Raw genomic sequence first — 16,234 nt, forward strand, 5'->3', positions numbered from 1 at the left:
GGGCTCAGCCGCGCAGGCGGAGTCCGGCGAGCCAGACGTCCGGTGTGCTGGGTCCTTCGCCGGGGACGCGGGGAGTTCGGTGGGCCCGTAGCAGGCAGGCGAGGAGCCGGCGCAGTCTGCCGGTGCGGCGCGCGGGGACGTGAGCGGTCATCGGGGCCTCCGGGGGCGTGAGGGCGCTTTCAAGCCACCGACGAACGGCCCCTACGCGGCTCGACACTCCGCGAGGCGCCTTTCGAGGAACCTCCGTTCCGCGTCGTTCTCCACCAGCTCAAGCGCACGTTCGTAGGCCACGGCCGCCTCCTCCCTACGGCCGCTGCGGCGCAGCAGATCGGCGCGGGTGGCCGGCAGCAGGTGGTACCCGGCCAGCTCGCCCTCGGCCTCCAGCCGCGCCACCAGCGCGAGGCCCGCCTCCGGGCCCTCGGCCATGCCGACGGCCACCGCGCGGTTCAGGCGGACCACGGCGGAGGGCACGAGGCGGGCCAACTCGCCGTACAGGGCGGCGATGTCGGCCCAGTCGGTGTCCTCGGCGGTGGGCGCGGTGGTGTGGCAGGCGGCGATGGCGGCCTGGATCTGGTACGGCCCGGGACGGCCGCGGCGCAGCGCGGTCTCCAGCAGGGCGGTGCCCTCGTCGGCCTCGGCACGGTCCCAGGCCGTGCGGTCCTGGTCCTCCAGGGTCACCAGGTCGCCGGCCTCGTCGACCCTTGTGTCCCGGCGCGCGTCGTGCAGCAGCAGGAGTGCCAGCAGACCGAGCACCTCGGGCTCGTCGGGCATGAGGCGGGCCAGAACCCGGGCCAGGCGGATCGCCTCGGCGCAGAGGTTCGTACGGACCAGATCGGCGCCCGCGGTGGCCGCGTACCCCTCGTTGAACAGCAGGTAGATCACGCCGAGCACGCCCGTGATGCGCTCGGGCAGCAGGTGCGCCGGCGGTACCCGGTACGGGATCCCGGCGTTGCGGATCTTCCGCTTGGCGCGCACCAGGCGCTGCGCCATGGTCGCCTCGGGGACGACGAAGGCGCGGGCGATCTCCGGTGTGGTCAGGCCCGCGAGCGTGCGCAGGGTCAGCGCGACCCGGGCCTCGATGGGCAGCGCCGGATGACAGCAGGTGAAGATCAGCCGCAGCCGGTCGTCGTGCACCCCACTGTCGTCGTCGGGTCCGTACGACGGTTCGTCGCGGGTCAGCACCGCCACCTCCCGGAGTTTCGCCGCCCCCACGGCCTCCCGGCGCAGTACGTCCAGGGCACGGTTGCGGGCGGTCGTGGTCAGCCAGGCGCCGGGGCGGCGCGGCACTCCGTCGCGCCGCCACCGGTCGAGGGCCTGGGCGAAGGCGTCCTGCGCGCACTCCTCGGCGAGGTCCCAGTCGCCGGTCACCCGGATCAGGGTGGCGACGACCTGGCCCCACTCCGCACGGAAGGCGGCGGCGACGGCCTCCTCGGCATCGTGCACGGCGTTCACTCCCAGACCGGCCGCACCTCCACCGAGCCCCCGCCCAGCGCGGCGGGATGCCGGGCGGCGAGCGCGATGGCCTCGTCGAGATCGGCGACCTCGATGATGTCGATGCCGGCGACGTACTCCTTGGACTCGATGAAGGGCCCGTCGCTGAGCAGGACCTCGTCGCCCTGGACCCGGACGGTGGTGGCGTCGGTCGGCGGCCGCAGCCGGGCCCCGCCCTTCACGATGTCCCGACCGCGCACCTCGTCGATGTACGAGGTGAAGCGGGGGTCCTCGGCGATCTCCTCGGGGCTGAGCTCCGCGCCGCCGACGGCGGTGCAGATGAACAGGACGTACTTCATGACCGCTCCTCGGTGACGGGAGAGACGTGCTCGTGGGCGATCAGCCAGCGCGGACCGGCGTTGCGGTAGCCGGTGGTGACACGCGTCAGATCGTCGCGCGGGGTGCCGTCCGGGCGGTTGGCCCGCAGGCGGACGACGGCGTGGCCGAAGGCGACGCTCTCGTCGACGTGGACGCCGAATTCCAGCACCTCGCGGGTGACGGGACCGGTGACGCCGGCGAACAGCTCCTCCATGGACTTGCGCAGGGCGTCGATGCCACGGTGTTCCCGGCCGTCGGCGAACGCCGCCACGTCCGGGGCGTAGCAGGCCACCACGCGGTCGACGTCCCGCTCCCCCGCCGCCGCGGTCAGCTCGGCGTCGAGCGCGCGGATCTCCGCCTCGGCGTCCTCGTCCGCCCAGAACGGCCGCACCTCCATGGCCCCGATGGTCGCCACGGGATGCCGGGCGGCGGCCTCGACCGCCTCGGCCATGCTGTCGCACTCCAGGATGTCGAATCCGGCCACGTACTCCTTGGTCTCCGCGAACGGACCGTCGGCGCGCAGCACCTCGCCGCCGCGCACCCGCACGGTGACGGCCTCGGCGGGGCGCGCCAGCCGGTGGCCGTGCAGCCGTACGCCGCGGTCGCCCAGCTCCTCCACCCAGGGCTCGACGGGGGCCATGCCCGAGGCGTCGGCGGTGTCGTCGCCGCAGACGAGCAGCATGTACTTCATTGGATCCTCCTGGTCCTCTTGAGCTTCCTACACCCCACCGACGAACGGGAGCGGCCCGAATCGACACCCGGGGCGCCCGTGTCCGCCATTCCCGCCACGGCGCGCGGCCCGGTCGCGGTTGGATGTCCTCATGACCACCGACGAGCACGCGCGGATGATGTCGGCCAACCAGGCGAACTGGGACGCCCGCACCCCCGTCCATCTCGCCAGCCGGTTCTACGGCCTCGACCAGGACCTCGATCCCGCTCGCTGGTTCGCCTCCTTCGAGTGGGACGACCTCGGTGAGCTGGCGGGCCGCGATGTGCTCCATCTGCAGTGTCACCTCGGCACCGAGACGATCGCCTTCGCCCAGCGCGGGGCCCGGGCCGTCGGCCTCGACTTCTCCGCGGCGTCCGTGGCCGCCGCGAACGGCATCGCCCGGAGGGCGGGGCTCGACGTCACCTACGTACAGGCCAATGTGTACGACGCCGTGGAGGCCCTCGATCGGCGGCGGTTCGACGTGGTGTACACCGGCAAGGGTGCCCTGTGCTATCTGCCCGACCTGGACCGCTGGGCCGGGGTCGTGGCCCAACTCCTGCGTCCGGGCGGGCGGTTGTACATCGTCGAGTTCCATCCGCTGCTCAACTCCCTCGGGCCGAAGCCCGGTCCGGGCGAGGGGCCCGAACTCCTGCTCCGCCACGACTACCTGGGCGGAAGCGGCGCCGTGCACCGGGACGCGACCCACACCTACACCGACGGGCCCGCCGTCGAGGGCGCCACGGACAGCTACGAGTGGATGCACGGAATAAGCGAGGTCGTCAACGCGTTGGTGCAGAACGGACTGACCATCCGGCACCTCACGGAGAGTGACGAACTTCCCTGGCCGCGCTGGCCGCAGATGGCCCGCACACCGTCCGGCTGGTGGCGGCTGCCCGAGCCGCGTATCCCGCTGCTGTACGGATTGCTCGCCACATGCTGAACCGCCGTGGTACCGTCGCGTCAGCACCTGTGTACGCCCGGTTGTGGCGCCGGTGCCAGCTCTCACTTCAGTTCGCCGGTCGGCGTACCGGCTTCTCCTCACCACCTTGTGATCAGCGGTTCCACCGTGTCCGAGGTGTTGTTTCCCGCCGCCCGAAGGCGCTCTGTCCGCCTTCCCGATGTCCGCGGCTCATCCCTTCCCCGCATGTCCATGTCTTCCGTCCGTGAAAGGACCGACCTCCATGACCACCACACTCGAACACCCCCCAGTCCAGCAGCAGCCCCCGGCCACGGCCGTCACCGGCGTCCTCGACATAGACGCGAGCGGCAAGGGACACCTGCGCGCCGTACACCTGCTGCCCTCGCCCTCCGACCTCCAGGTCTCCCCCGCGCTGATCCGCCGGTACGGCCTGCGCAAGGGCGACCTCGTCGACGGCGTACGCGGCGACCGGCGCGTCCTCACCGAGGTCGCCCGCGTCAACGGCCGCGTTCCGCACAAGAACCGCCGTGACTTCGGCGAGTTGACACCGCTGCACCCGCGCGAGCGGCTGCGCCTCGAACACCCGGCGTCCGGCCCGGCCGGGCGGGTGGTCGACCTGATCGCTCCCGTCGGCAAGGGCCAGCGAGGGCTGATCGTGGCCCCGCCCAAGACCGGCAAGACCGTGCTGCTCCAGCAGATCGCGGCGGCCGTCGCCGGCAATCACCCCGAGTGCCGGCTGATGGTGGTGCTCCTCGACGAACGGCCCGAGGAGGTCACCGACATGCGGCGTTCGGTGCGGGGCGAGGTGTACGCCTCGACCTTCGACCGGGCGCCCAAGCAGCACGTCGCGCTGGCCGAGCTCGTGATCGAGCGGGCCAAGCGGCTTGTCGAGGCGGGCGAGGACGTCGTCATCCTGTTCGACTCCCTGACCCGGCTGTGCCGGGCGCACAACAACGCGGCCGCGTCCGGTGGCCGCACCCTGAGCGGCGGCGTCGACGCGGCCGCGCTGCAGGGGCCGAAGCGGTTCTTCGGCGCCGCGCGTCTCGCCGAGGAGGGCGGTTCGCTGACCATCCTCGCCACGGCCCTGGTGGAGACCGGATCCCGGGCCGACGACTTCTTCTTCGAGGAGCTCAAGAGCACCGGCAACATGGAGCTCCGCCTGAGCCGGGACCTCGCCTCCCGCCGTGTCTTCCCCGCCGTCGACATCACCCCGTCCGGCACCCGACGCGAGGAACTCCTGCTGTCCCCGGCGGAGTTGACCGCCGTGCAGGGACTGCGCCGGGCCCTGCGGACCCGGGACGGTCAGGCCAATCTGGAAACCCTCCTGGAGCGCATGCGCGAGACGCCCGACAACGCCACGTTCCTGCGGCGGATCCAGCCGACGCTGCCCGGCGCTTGACGGGTCCGGAAGCATCCCCCGTCCGGGTGCCGGCACGCCCCACCCGGCCCGGCCAGCGCGATCTACGACGACTCCCTTCCTACGTTGTCCGATATGAAGATCGGATTTGCCTCCCGGGCTCTCGTGTCCACCTGCGCGCTGTGCGCGGCCGGCCTGCTGACGCTCGCCCCCGCCACCGCGGACGCCCGCACCGGGCACGACCCCGACACGCCCGGCGGGGCGCGGGCGGCGATTCCACGGCCGGCGCTGCTGTACCGGTCCGGCACACAGGTGCGGCCCCATGCCGGGGCACCCCGGGTTCCACGCGTCTCCGCTCTGTCCTGGCTGGTGGCCGACGCCGACTCCGGCGAGGTGCTCGCCGCACACGACGCCCACCGGAAGCTGCCGCCCGCCAGCACCTTGAAGACGCTGTTCGCCCTCACCGTGCTCCCGACCCTGCCCGGCGGCATCCGGCACCGGGTGAGCGAGGACGAGCTGGCGGGGATCGGGCCCGGCAGCTCTCTGGTCGGGGTCGCCGAGGGACGTACGTATCAGGTGGCCGATCTGTGGCGCGGGGTGTTCCTCAGCTCCGGCAACGACGCCGTGCGGGTGCTGGCGGCGATGAACGGCGGCTGGCGCGTCACGGCCGCCCGCATGCAGGCCAAGGCGCGTTCGCTGGGCGCCCTCGACACGCGCGTGCTCTCGCCGGACGGTTATGACACCCCCGGCCAGGTGTCCTCGGCGTACGACCTGGCGGTGTTCGGCCGGGCGGGGCTGCGCAACGCGGACTTCGCGCGGTACTGCGGCACGGCCCAGGCGAGGTTCCCGGGCGGGGGCGGCTGGTCGTACGTGATCCGGAACACCAACCGGCTGTTGACCGGCGCGGACGGCGTGGAGCCGTATCCGGGGCTGGTCGGCATCAAGAACGGCTACACCAGCAAGGCGGGCAGCACGCTCGTCGCCGCCGCCCGACGGGGCGGACGCACCCTGGTCGTCACGGTGCTGAACCCGCGGGCGGGCGGCGGTTCGGCCGTCTACGAGGAGGCCGGGCGGCTGCTCGACTGGGGATTCTGGGCGGTGGGGCGGGTCGAACCGGTGGGGTCGCTCGACGCCTTGCGGGTCAAGCCGAGGCCGGGGCCCGCGACGATGCCGGTGGCGGCTGCGGTGGAGCCGGAGGGCGGGGCGGCCGGGCCGGGCTGGGCGGAGGCGTGGGCGATCGTGGGAGCGGCCATGCTCGGGGCCGGTGTCATGTCGCTGCTGCTGCGCGGCAAGGTCGAGGACTCGGCGCCGAGTTGACCGACCGGCAGCCGGAGCAGCAGGCCCAGGGTGATCCAGGCGTAGATGTTGCTGCCGAGGAAGCCGTCGACGCCGGACGCGTCGTCGAACCACAGCCACACCACGCTGGTGCACAGCGGCGCGTACAGGACACCCGCGAGCCGCGGATGCCCGGCGCGCAGGAGGACGGCGAAGGACGGCAGCAGCCACACCAGGTGGTGGACCCAGGTGATCGGACTGACCAGGCAGGCGGTCAGCCCGGTGAGGGCGAACGCCGCCGTCCAGTTCCCCGCCGCGACCGCCCGACGGGTACGCGCCGCCCAGACGCCCAGGACCAGCAGGACCGCCACCGCCCAGACCAGGCGGTCGGACACGCCCAGCCGGGCCAGGATTCCCTGCAGTGACTGGTTGGAGACGTAGTCGAGGCGGCCCACCCGGGTGGTGTCCCACATCGCGTGCGTCCAGTAGTAGCGGGACGCGTCGGGCGCCACCCAGGCCGCCAGCGCCGTCGCTCCGGCGGCAACGGCCGTCGCCACGGCGGCGGTTCGCCGGCGCCGGGCCACCAGCAGCAGGCCGATGAACAGGGCGGGCGTCAGCTTGATCGCCGCCGCGAGCCCGATCCCGACCCCCGCCCAGCGGCCCCTTCCGGTGGCCAGCAACCAGCAGTCGAGCAGCACGAGGGCCAGCAGCAGGATGTTCACCTGGCCGAAGCTGAAGGTGTCCCGGAGCGGTTCGAAGAGGGCCAGCCCGCACGCCGCCAGCGCACAGCCGAACCAGCCGTGGCGCCGCCAGGCCCGGCCGGCCAGCACGCGCAGCACGAAGGCCAGTGCCGCCAGGTTGAGCAGCAGCGCCACCGCGATCGCGGCGCGCAGACCGAGCAGCGCCATGGGCAGCATGGCGACCGCGGCGAACGGCGGGTAGGTGAAGCCGTACGTCGTGCCCGGCACCCGGTAGTCGTAGATCCGGCCGCCGTGGTGGATCCAGCTGTCGACGGTGCCGTAGTAGACGCGCAGGTCGAACCAGCCCCGCAGCAACGGCACGGTCGCGGTGAACACGGTCACGGCGGCGGCGAGCACGAGCACCAGCACGAGCCGGCCGCGGTCGGTGCGCGGAAGCCTCATGCGGTGCGCTCCAACGCCGGGGCCTGCGCCGCCAGATGCGCCTGCCACAGGACGACCACGGCGAGCGCGCCGCCGGAGACGGCCAGCACCAACTGGCCGACGTCCGCGGGCTCGCCGCTGGGCAGGACGGCGAGCGCGAGCACTCCCGTCAGGGCCGCCACCCGGTGCCGGACCGAAGTGCTGGGCGCCGCGGCGGCGATGAGGAACAGGCCCCACAGGGCGTACCAGGGGCGGAGCGCCGGTCCGAAGGCGGCCACGGCCGCCAGGCTCAGGCCCAGCGCGTACACGGGGCGTGGCCGCCAGCGCCACCAGATGAGGAGCACCAGGACCGCCGTGAGCAGCAGGCCGAGGGCATGCCACACGGGGACGGCCAGCGGCGCCAGATCGCTGCCGGCCATGTCCAGCAGCGTGGCGGTGGCCCGGCCGAGCAGGCTGGTGGGCGCCCAGTTCTGCGGGGAGACCGGCGTGTCCAGGGCACCTGTCCAGCCGTATCCCGTGCCCGCTGCGGCCGTTGCGACGACCGTGGTGGCGGCGGACCCCGCGGTCGTGCTCAGGATCGCCTTCGCCGGGTGCTGACCGGCCCGCATCCGCAGCACTACGACGGCGGCCAGGCCCAGCGCGGCAGGGGCCTTGACCAGGGCGGCGAGCGTGACGAGTACGGCGCCCAGGACCGGCCACCGGCCGAGCGCGGCGACCAGTCCGGCGCCGAGCAGGCCGAGCATGAGGGCGTCGTTGTGGGCGCCCGCGACCAGATGCAGCAGGACGAGGGGGTTGAGGGCGCCGAGCCAGAGGGCGGCGGCCGGGTCGGCTCCGCTGTGCCGGGCCAGGCGCGGCAGCACGGCCGCCATCAGCGCCACCCCGAGCAGGGCTATCAGGCGCATGCCGAGGAGCCCGGCGGGCAGTTCGCCGCGGGTCGCACCGGACAGCGCGGAGGCGACGCCGAGGAACACCGGGCCGTAGGGGGCCGCGGTGTGCCGCCACAGCGGGGCGACCTCGTCCGCGAGCGGGCCACCGAGGTGGGCGGGTCCATGCGCGTACACGTCAATGTGCGCGTCGACCATGGCCCCCTGGGCCAGGTAGCTGTACACGTCCCGGCTGAACAGCGGTGGCGCGATCAGCAGTGGGGCGGCCCAGACCGCCAGCACCAGCAGCAGGGCGCGTGGGGTCGGCGGGTCGGCGCTGCGCACGAGCCGGCCGAGCAGCAGCCAGGCCGCGATCAGCAGGACGACACCGAAGTACACGCCGACCAGGCCGAGGGCCGCGTGTGCCGAGGTGGGGGCCAGGAGTTCCCGGACCGGCAACGCGCCGGCCGTCTCACCGCCCAGGGCGAGGAAGGCGGTGCCGGCCAGACCGAGTATCTGGCAGCGGCGGAGATCGACGGGAAAAGCCATGGCCAACACTCGGGCAGCGTGTCAACGCCGGGTGGCCGGAAAGCGACGCGGGACCCTCGGGGCGGCGGCCTGCGTGTGACCGCCGTGTGATCCCTCCCGGTGCGGGCGTCACAGGAAACGGGAGCTGGCCACCGGCCCCGATGACGTGAGGCCGGCCCGGTCGCCCTGGAGCCAGGAACCGCGGACGGCGGTGACGAACTCGGTGAGCCGTTCGACCGGGTCGGCGGGTCCCTCGCCGTCACCCTCGTCGGGCGACGGGTCGGCCGCCAGGATCTCCGCGGCGATCTCCTCCGCCGGTCGGTCGTCGGGAGCACCGCGCTCCACGTTCCCGTCGTCGTCCGCCCGCAGCTGCCCCTCCCACGGTGCCGTCGCCGACTGGTGCAGCAGGGCGATGCTGTCGGCGGTGACGACCGGCGGGTCGGTCCAGTTGCTCGCGTGCTCGTGCAGCACCTGTCCCGGCGCCCGCTCGAAGAGCCCGCCGAGGATGTCCGGGCCCTGGTCGGCGCCGGCCACGTCGTTCAGGTCGTAGGCGACGACGACGGTGTCCTCCCGTCCCGGCGCGAACGGCACCGTCGGCAGCTGGAGCACCTCGGCCGCGGCGAGGCCGAGGATCCTGCTGCTGCGGTCGGGCAGCAGGGACACCGACGTGGGGCGTGCCCCGGCGGCGCCGAGGACCGCCTTCAGCCGCGACAGGCCCCGCAGGCACTGGTCGTAGGAGTCCTGCAGCCAGGCGTACCGCCCGGCCATGCCCGCGTCGAAGCCGTACGGGGACAGCGTGCCGAGCACGGTGCCGCCGATGACGTACTGCCATCCCCGCAGGTCACCGAGGTCCAGTGGGCTCACCGGCTCGGCGCTCGCGGCGCGGTCCAGCATGCGGCGCTGGCGGGCCTGCGCGGGCAGCCACATCGCGTCGTCCGGGTCGGACAGCAGCGCGTGCCGGCTGCGGGCCAGGGCGAGGTCACCGGCCATGACGGCGTTGAAGACCAGCAGGTAGCGGTCCGGCCAGTCGGCGAGTTCGCTCTCCCGCGCGGCCAGGACATCCACCGCCTCGCGGTGCCGGCCCTCGCGCTCGTACGCCGAGACCAGCTCGCGCAGGATCGCCGCCGAACCCGGCGCCCGGTTCAGCGCCTCACGCAGGGCGGGTATCGCCAGGTAGGGCACGCCGCGTTCGATGCACGCGTACCCGAAGTCGTGGAGCGCCCGGGCCTGTTCGGGGCGGGCGGCCAGGGCGGTGGCGGCGGTGTGGAGGTCGTCGAAGCCGGCGGCGCCTGCGGCCCGGGCCACCACGAGAGCGACCTCACCGAGCGGCCCGCCGTCGACGCCCTGCCGCAACTGGCGCAGGGCTCCGGGGATGTCCCCCTCGTCGAGGGACTGCCAGGCCTTGAGCAGTCCGGGCGTCTTCGGTCGGCGATTCTTGCGCGAGAACATGCCGAAGATCCTCACCGACGACCCGAACTCTCCTCAACCGCATTACGCGGCGCGGGCCGGTGCCGGGGGTCAGAAGACCGACAGTCCGGTGAGTGTCGTGAAGCGGTCCAGGGCCGCCACGCCGGCCACCGAGTTGCCCCGCTCGTCCAGGCCCGGACTCCAGACGCACAGCGTGCACCGGCCCGGCACCACCGCGATGATGCCGCCGCCCACGCCGCTCTTGCCGGGCAGGCCCACCCGGTACGCGAAGTCGCCGGCCGCGTCGTACGTTCCGCAGGTCAGCATCACCGCGTTGACCTGCTTGGCCTGGCTGCGGGTGAGCAGCCGGGTGCCGTCGGCGCGGACGCCGTGGCGGGCCAGGAAGGTGGTGGCCAGGGCGAGGTCGGCGCAGGACGCGGTCAGGGAGCACTGGCGGAAGTACTGGTCGAGCAGGGCAGGCACGGGGTTGTCGATGTTGCCGTACGACGCCATGAAGTGGGCCAGCGCGGCGTTGCGGTCGCCGTGCGCCGACTCGGAGGCGGCTACGTCCTTGTCGAAGTCCAGGGCCGGGTTGCCGCTCTCCGCGCGCAGGAAGGCCAGCAGCTCCCCCGCCGCGTCGCCGGTACGGGTGTACAGGCGGTCGGTGACGACGAGGGCGCCGGCGTTGATGAACGGGTTGCGCGGGATGCCGTCCTCGTACTCCAGCTGCACCAGGGAGTTGAAGGGGTTGCCGGAGGGCTCGCGGCCCACGTGCTCCCAGAGTTCGTCGCCCTCGCGGGCCAGGTCGAGCGCGAGGGTGAAGACCTTGGTGATGGACTGCGTGGAGAACGGCTCCCGCCAGTCCCCCACGCCGTACACCGTGCCGTCCAGCTCCGCGACGGCCATGCCGAAGCGACGCGGGTCGCGGGCCGCGAGGGCCGGGATGTAGTCGGCGGGCCGGCCACGGCCGGGGGTCCGCCCGATCTCCTCCGCGATGCGCTCCAGGATCGGCTGGAAGGTCAGTGACGACGTCGGCGCTGCCATGATCACCATTGTGCCTCTCTGCCGGTCCCGGTGCGCATCCGAGGGTTCGTGGCCGTCAGGCCACGGTGGCCCGACCGCTGCCCGCGACGACCTCCGGCCGCAGCAGGTCGGCGAGGGTCTCGGCGGGCAACAGACCCTTCTCCAGGACGAGTTCGGCCACGCCCCGGCCGGAGACGAGGGCCTCCTTGGCGATGTCGGTGGCGGCCGTGTACCCGATGTGCGGGTTGAGGGCGGTGACCAGACCGATGGAGTTCTCCACGGTCGCGCGCAACGCCTCGGTGTTCGCGGTGATGCCGTCCACGCAGCGCTCGGCGAGGGTCACACAGGCGGCCCGCAGATGCGTGATGCTCTCCGACAGGGAGTGCAGGATGATCGGCTCGAACGCGTTGAGCTGGAGCTGTCCGGCCTCGGCGGCCATCGTGATGGCCACGTCGTTGCCGATCACCTCGAAGGCGACCTGGTTGACGACCTCGGGAATCACCGGGTTCACCTTGCCCGGCATGATCGACGAACCCGCCTGCACCGGCGGCAGGTTGATCTCCCCCAGCCCCGCACGCGGCCCGGACGACAGCAGACGCAGGTCGTTGCAGCTCTTGGAGAGCTTCACGGCGATCCGCTTCAGCACACCGGACATCTGCACGAACGCCCCGCAGTCCTGGGTCGCCTCGACCAGGTTGGCGGCGGTCACCAGCGGCAGGCCGGTGATCTCGGCGAGGTGACGGCGGGCAGACTCGGCATACCCGGCAGGAGCGTTGAGTCCCGTGCCGATCGCCGTGGCGCCCAGGTTGATCTCATGGATCAACTCGACGGCCTCGGCAAGACGGGACCGGTCCTCGTCAATCATGACGGCATACGCCGAGAACTCCTGCCCGAGCGTCATCGGCACCGCGTCCTGCAACTGTGTACGGCCCATCTTGAGCACGTCGCGGAACTCGACGGCCTTGCGGGCGAAGGCGTCCTGCAGCACGGACATCGCCTTGAGCAACCCGCGCACCGCGAACACCGTCGCGATCTTGACCGCGGTCGGATAGACGTCATTGGTCGACTGACCCAGGTTGACGTCCTCGTTGGGATGCAGGAACCGGTACTCACCCTTCGCGTGGCCCAGCAGCTCCAGCGCCCGGTTGGCGACGACCTCGTTGGCGTTCATATTGGTCGAGGTGCCGGCGCCGCCCTGGATGACGTCGACGACGAACTGCTCGTGCAGCTTGCCGGACCGGATCTCCCGGCACGCGGCGACGATCGCGGCGGCCTTCTCCGGCTCCAGCAGCCCGAGCTCCTCGTTGGCCAGGGCGGCGGCCTCCTTGACGGCGGCCAGGGCGTCGATCAGGTGCGGGTAGGCGGAGATCGGCGTACCGGTGATCGGGAAGTTCTCCGCGGCGCGCAGAGTGTGGACACCCCAGTACGCGTCGGCGGGGACGTCTCGGTCGCCGAGCAGATCGTGCTCGCTACGGGTGACGGCGGTCATGAGGGTGAGGCTTCTCTTTCTGAGATACGGAGGTGGAAGCGCCCCTTCAGGGGCGCGGGGAACTGCGCGACCAGCCACAACGGCCCCGCGGCCGCCGGCCGACATGTCGGCCCGGACCACTAGGCGCAAGCCGGAACCACAACGGGCTCAAGCGATCGAACGGGCCGCACACACCCGACCTCCCGCCCGCCCCCGAGAAGGGCCTCACCCTGGAACTCGGTGAGCAGCTCCGGATCAACCCCGGCCCACGCGAGCGCCGCCGCGGCGACCGGCACACGCGCCCTGTTGGCCCCGTCAGCGATTTTCACGGCAACGGCACGCCCGTCCGGCAGCGCAGCGACCTGCACGCCCTCGAACCCGTCCTTGGCGAGCAGCCCCGGCACGGCCCGCATCAACGCCGCGACATCCCGCCCGGTGCCGGAGGCCATCTCCGCGTGCTCCCGCATCGCGTCGGCGACCCGCGCCTCCGGTGTGCCCGGCGCCGCGGTGGTGATACGGGCGGCCGCACGGGCGAGGCCGTGCAGGGAGACGGAGAACAGCGGCGCACCGCACCCGTCGACGGTCACCCGCGCGATCCCCTGCCCCGTCAGGTCCTCGACGATCTCGGCGATCGCCTGCTGAAGGGGGTGCCCGGGATCGAGATAGTCCTCCAGGGACCAGCCGTTGAGCCGGCAGGTGTACAGCATGGCCGCGTGCTTGCCGGAGCAGTTCTGGGCGAGCCGGGAGGGCGGGCGGCCCTCCCGGACCCAGGCGTCCCGCACGACCGGATCGAACGGCATGTCCGGGACGTTGCGCAGGTGGTCCTCGGTGAGCCCGGCGAGTTCGAGGATGCGCCGGGTGCCGGCGAGGTGGCGTTCCTCGCCGGAGTGGCTGGCCGCGGTGAGCGAGAGCAGCTCACCGTCGAGCGGGAGCCCGGCCCGGGCCATGGCGACGGCCTGGACGGGCTTGAGCGCCGAGCGCGGATAGAAGGCGGCCTCGATGTCGCCGAGCTGGAACTGGACCTCGCCGTCGGCGCCGAGGACGACGACGGAACCGTAGTGGATGCCCTCGGTCATCCCGCCGCGTACGAGGTGGGCGACGGGGGCGTGGAGGGGTTCACGGACAAGGGGTGCGTCCGCGAGGGAACTGCTGTACATCACTGCCTGTTTGTCGTGGGTCGATGAGGGGTCGTCGACCGGCGCGGATCTCACGCGTCGGCCTTGGCGGAGGCGCGCGCGACACGGCTTCGGATGCCGTACCAGCCCGCGACCAGCGCTCCGACGATCAGCGGCAGGCACAGCACGGTGGTGCGGCCGGCGCCTCCGTCGGCGTACATGAGGACCAGGACGGACGCGAGGAAGGCCAGCGTCACGACTTCGGTCCAGGGGGAGCCCGGCAGTCGGTAGCCGGGGCGGGTGAGCTCGCCCTTCTGGGTCTTCTGCCAGAAGAGCACGTGACAGATCATGATCATGCCCCAGGTGGACAGGATCCCGATCGCCGCGAAGTTCAGCACGATCTCGAACGCCTCCGCCGGGACGACGAAGTTGAGACCGACGCCGAGGACGCAGATACCGCTGGTGAGCAGGATGCCGCCGTACGGGACCTGGCTGCGGCTCATCACCGAGGTGAACTTCGGGGCGGAGCCGGACATCGCCATGGAGCGCAGGATGCGGCCGGTGGAGTACAGGCCGGAGTTGAGCGAGGACATGGCCGCGGTCAGCACGACCAGGTTCATGATGCCGCCGGCCGCCGGGACGCCGATGTTGGACAGCACGGTGACGAAGGGGCTCTCGCCCGCCTTGTACGAGGACCAGGGCAGCAGCATCGAGAGCAGGACGACGGAGCCGACGTAGAACAGGCCCACGCGCCACATGATGGAGTTGATCGCCTTCGGCATGATCTTCTCGGGGTTCTGGGTCTCACCGGCCGCGACGCCGACCAGCTCGACGGAGGCGTAGGCGAAGACGACGCCCTGGACGATCAGCAGCATCGGCAGCAGGCCGTTCGGGAAGACGCCGCCGTTGTCGGTGATGAGGGACGGGCCGGGGGTGTGGCCGTCCACCGGCTGCTGGGTGACCAGCAGGAAGATGCCGATCAGCATGAAGACGACGAGCGCGCCGACCTTGATGATGGCGAACCAGAACTCCAGTTCGCCGAAGATCTTCACCGAGATGAGGTTCACGGTGAGGACGACGGCCAGGGCTATGAGCGCGATCACCCACTGCGGGACGTCGGAGAACATGCCCCAGTAGTGGGTGTAGGTGGCCACCGCGGTGATGTCGGCGATACCGGTGGTCGCCCAGTTCAGGAAGTACATCCAGCCCGCGGTGTAGGCGCCCTTCTCCCCCATGAACTCTCGGGCGTACGACACGAAGGCGCCGGAGGAGGGCCGGTACAGGACGAGTTCGCCGAGGGCGCGGACCACGAGGAAGGCGAAGACGCCGCAGACCGCGTAGGCGATGAACAGGGACGGTCCGGCGTCGGCGAGCCGGCCGCCGGCACCGAGGAACAGGCCGGTGCCGATGGCGCCGCCGATGGCGATCATGTTGACGTGCCGGGACTTCAGCGACTTGCTGTAGCCGACGTCTCCGGCGTCTACGTGACCGGACGAGGGGCGCGTCTCTTCTTTGAGGTGCTGCTCGCTCACGCCTCGGGTCCGCCTTCCGTGGAGCTGTCCGTGCGCGCGGGGCGCACGATGTCGGTGAGGGTCGTCTCGACGCGGTCGAGATGGTGGGCCATGGCCTCGGTCGCGTCGTGTTCGGAACCGTCGATCAGCGCCTCGACGATCGCCCGGTGCTCGCGGTTGGACTGCTCGCGGCGCCCGGCCAGCTCGTTGAGGAACGCCGACTGACGCGCCAGTGCGTCGCGGATCTCCTCGATGACCCGGCGGAAGACCGGGTTCTGGGCGGCCTCGGCCACGGCCAGGTGGAAGAGGGTGTCCATCGCGACCCACGCGGTGGTGTCCGTCTCCCGTTCCATGCGGTCGAGCAGGTGAGCCAGGTGGTCGAGGTTCTCCGGGGTGCGGCGCAGGGCCGCGTATCCGGCGACGGGGATCTCGACGTGCCGGCGCACCTCCAGCAGGTCGCTGGCCGCGTAGTCGCCGAAGGTGGGGTCCTCGACGGCGTTGGCGACGACGAAGGTGCCCTTGCCGGTCTTGGAGACGGTCAGGCCCATGGTCTGCAGGGCTCGCAGGGCCTCGCGCAGCACGGGTCGGCTGATCTCCAGGGTGCGGCACAGCTCCGCCTCGGAGGGGAGCTTGTCGCCTACGGCGTACTCGCCGCGCTCGATGGCACCGCGCAGATGCGCCAGCACCGCTTCCATGGCGCTGACGCGCCGAGGGGGCTGACTGGCTGTCCGGCTGTCTGACAGGTTCACGGAGGCGATCCTGCGGGTGACATGCCAGGGCTGTCAAGGGCGGGCCGCGTGTCGGCCCGCGCCTGGCCATGTGTCACGTACCTGACTGTCCAGTTGTCGGTCTTCCCAGGCGGCCCCGGCTTCGTCACCATGGATGCCATGGCGGACACCGCGGTAACGGCAGAGACCTTTCAGTCGGACCTGGTCGACCTGTCGGATGTGCCTTTGGCCGACCTGGCAGACGTCGACCTCCTCCCCACGGCGCTCGTCGGCCTGCTGGGCGGGCTGGCGACCTCCGCCATGCCCCTGTGCGAGAGCGGAATGGCCGCCATGTGCGGGACCGCCCCCTTGGCACCTCCCGGTGCGTCTCGTGACAGTTGAGCCGGGCTGAGAGGTTCCAT

15 protein-coding genes and 1 pseudogene are annotated in these 16,234 nt (G+C 72.1%); 4 read left to right on the top strand and 12 right to left on the bottom strand.

The annotated features are described in order from the left end of the window. Window positions 1-4: 4 nt before the first annotated feature. Genes AQI70_RS39230 through AQI70_RS21330 form a run of 4 tightly spaced genes read right to left on the bottom strand, consistent with a single transcriptional unit; the run spans window position 5 to window position 2,500 of the window. On the bottom strand, window positions 5-151 hold the full coding sequence (locus tag AQI70_RS39230; protein WP_159042688.1) for a hypothetical protein: 147 nt from the start codon (window positions 149-151) through the stop codon (window positions 5-7). 50 nt (window positions 152-201) lie between these two features. Beyond that, window positions 202-1,443, bottom strand: a complete 1,242-nt coding sequence (locus AQI70_RS21320) for an RNA polymerase sigma factor (RefSeq protein WP_062153085.1) — start codon at window positions 1,441-1,443, stop codon at window positions 202-204. Window positions 1,444-1,448: 5 nt separating this feature from the next. Further along, window positions 1,449-1,790: a YciI family protein gene (locus AQI70_RS21325; RefSeq protein WP_062152472.1), complete on the bottom strand. Its 342-nt coding sequence runs from the start codon at window positions 1,788-1,790 to the stop codon at window positions 1,449-1,451. After that, complete coding sequence (locus AQI70_RS21330; protein ID WP_062152474.1) at window positions 1,787-2,500, bottom strand: SgcJ/EcaC family oxidoreductase; 714 nt, start codon at window positions 2,498-2,500, stop codon at window positions 1,787-1,789. Before AQI70_RS21330 ends, AQI70_RS21325 begins: the two co-directional genes overlap by 4 nt. A 130-nt stretch (window positions 2,501-2,630) precedes the next feature. Between AQI70_RS21330 and AQI70_RS21335 the strand changes: the two genes are divergently transcribed. From AQI70_RS21335 to AQI70_RS40260, 3 genes and pseudogenes are all read left to right on the top strand, one after another. Continuing rightward, window positions 2,631-3,458 (top strand): class I SAM-dependent methyltransferase, encoded by an 828-nt coding sequence (locus tag AQI70_RS21335; protein ID WP_062152476.1) that lies wholly within the window; start codon window positions 2,631-2,633, stop codon window positions 3,456-3,458. A gap of 241 nt (window positions 3,459-3,699) precedes the next feature. After that, complete coding sequence (gene rho / locus AQI70_RS21340) at window positions 3,700-4,836, top strand: transcription termination factor Rho (protein WP_062152478.1); 1,137 nt, start codon at window positions 3,700-3,702, stop codon at window positions 4,834-4,836. Between the two features lie 93 nt (window positions 4,837-4,929). After that, a pseudogene (locus AQI70_RS40260) lies at window positions 4,930-5,763 on the top strand (D-alanyl-D-alanine carboxypeptidase family protein); the annotation flags it as partial. Window positions 5,764-5,849: 86 nt separating this feature from the next. Here the strand turns inward: AQI70_RS40260 and AQI70_RS21350 are convergent. From AQI70_RS21350 to AQI70_RS21385, 8 genes are all read right to left on the bottom strand, one after another. Beyond that, a complete protein-coding gene (locus tag AQI70_RS21350; protein ID WP_062152482.1) occupies window positions 5,850-7,211 on the bottom strand; it encodes a glycosyltransferase 87 family protein in 1,362 nt (453 codons plus the stop codon). After that, window positions 7,208-8,602 (bottom strand): polyprenol phosphomannose-dependent alpha 1,6 mannosyltransferase MptB, encoded by a 1,395-nt coding sequence (gene mptB, locus AQI70_RS21355; protein WP_062152484.1) that lies wholly within the window; start codon window positions 8,600-8,602, stop codon window positions 7,208-7,210. Before mptB ends, AQI70_RS21350 begins: the two co-directional genes overlap by 4 nt. Window positions 8,603-8,710: 108 nt before the next feature. Continuing rightward, window positions 8,711-10,030, bottom strand: coding sequence for a tetratricopeptide repeat protein (locus AQI70_RS21360; RefSeq protein ID WP_062153087.1), 1,320 nt, complete (start codon window positions 10,028-10,030; stop codon window positions 8,711-8,713). 69 nt (window positions 10,031-10,099) lie between these two features. Beyond that, the gene (locus tag AQI70_RS21365) at window positions 10,100-11,041 is read right to left on the bottom strand and encodes a glutaminase (RefSeq protein ID WP_062152486.1); all 942 of its coding nucleotides are present in this window, start codon (window positions 11,039-11,041) and stop codon (window positions 10,100-10,102) included. Window positions 11,042-11,087: 46 nt separating this feature from the next. Further along, the gene (gene aspA, locus AQI70_RS21370; RefSeq protein WP_062152488.1) at window positions 11,088-12,500 is read right to left on the bottom strand and encodes an aspartate ammonia-lyase; all 1,413 of its coding nucleotides are present in this window, start codon (window positions 12,498-12,500) and stop codon (window positions 11,088-11,090) included. 119 nt (window positions 12,501-12,619) lie between these two features. Continuing rightward, window positions 12,620-13,636, bottom strand: a complete 1,017-nt coding sequence (locus AQI70_RS21375; protein WP_062152490.1) for an asparaginase — start codon at window positions 13,634-13,636, stop codon at window positions 12,620-12,622. A gap of 50 nt (window positions 13,637-13,686) precedes the next feature. Beyond that, a complete protein-coding gene (locus AQI70_RS21380; protein ID WP_062152492.1) occupies window positions 13,687-15,126 on the bottom strand; it encodes an amino acid permease in 1,440 nt (479 codons plus the stop codon). Next, window positions 15,123-15,800 carry a FadR/GntR family transcriptional regulator gene (locus tag AQI70_RS21385; RefSeq protein ID WP_062152494.1) on the bottom strand — a complete coding sequence of 226 codons (678 nt, stop codon included), beginning with the start codon at window positions 15,798-15,800 and terminating at the stop codon, window positions 15,123-15,125. Before AQI70_RS21385 ends, AQI70_RS21380 begins: the two co-directional genes overlap by 4 nt. Before the next feature lie 192 nt (window positions 15,801-15,992). Here AQI70_RS21385 and AQI70_RS21390 point away from each other — a divergent pair, with 192 nt between their 5' ends. Then, the gene (locus AQI70_RS21390) at window positions 15,993-16,214 is read left to right on the top strand and encodes a hypothetical protein (protein WP_158693254.1); all 222 of its coding nucleotides are present in this window, start codon (window positions 15,993-15,995) and stop codon (window positions 16,212-16,214) included. Window positions 16,215-16,234: the final 20 nt, after the last annotated feature.

The organism is Streptomyces curacoi, assembly GCF_001513975.1.
GTDB lineage: Bacteria > Actinomycetota > Actinomycetes > Streptomycetales > Streptomycetaceae > Streptomyces > Streptomyces curacoi.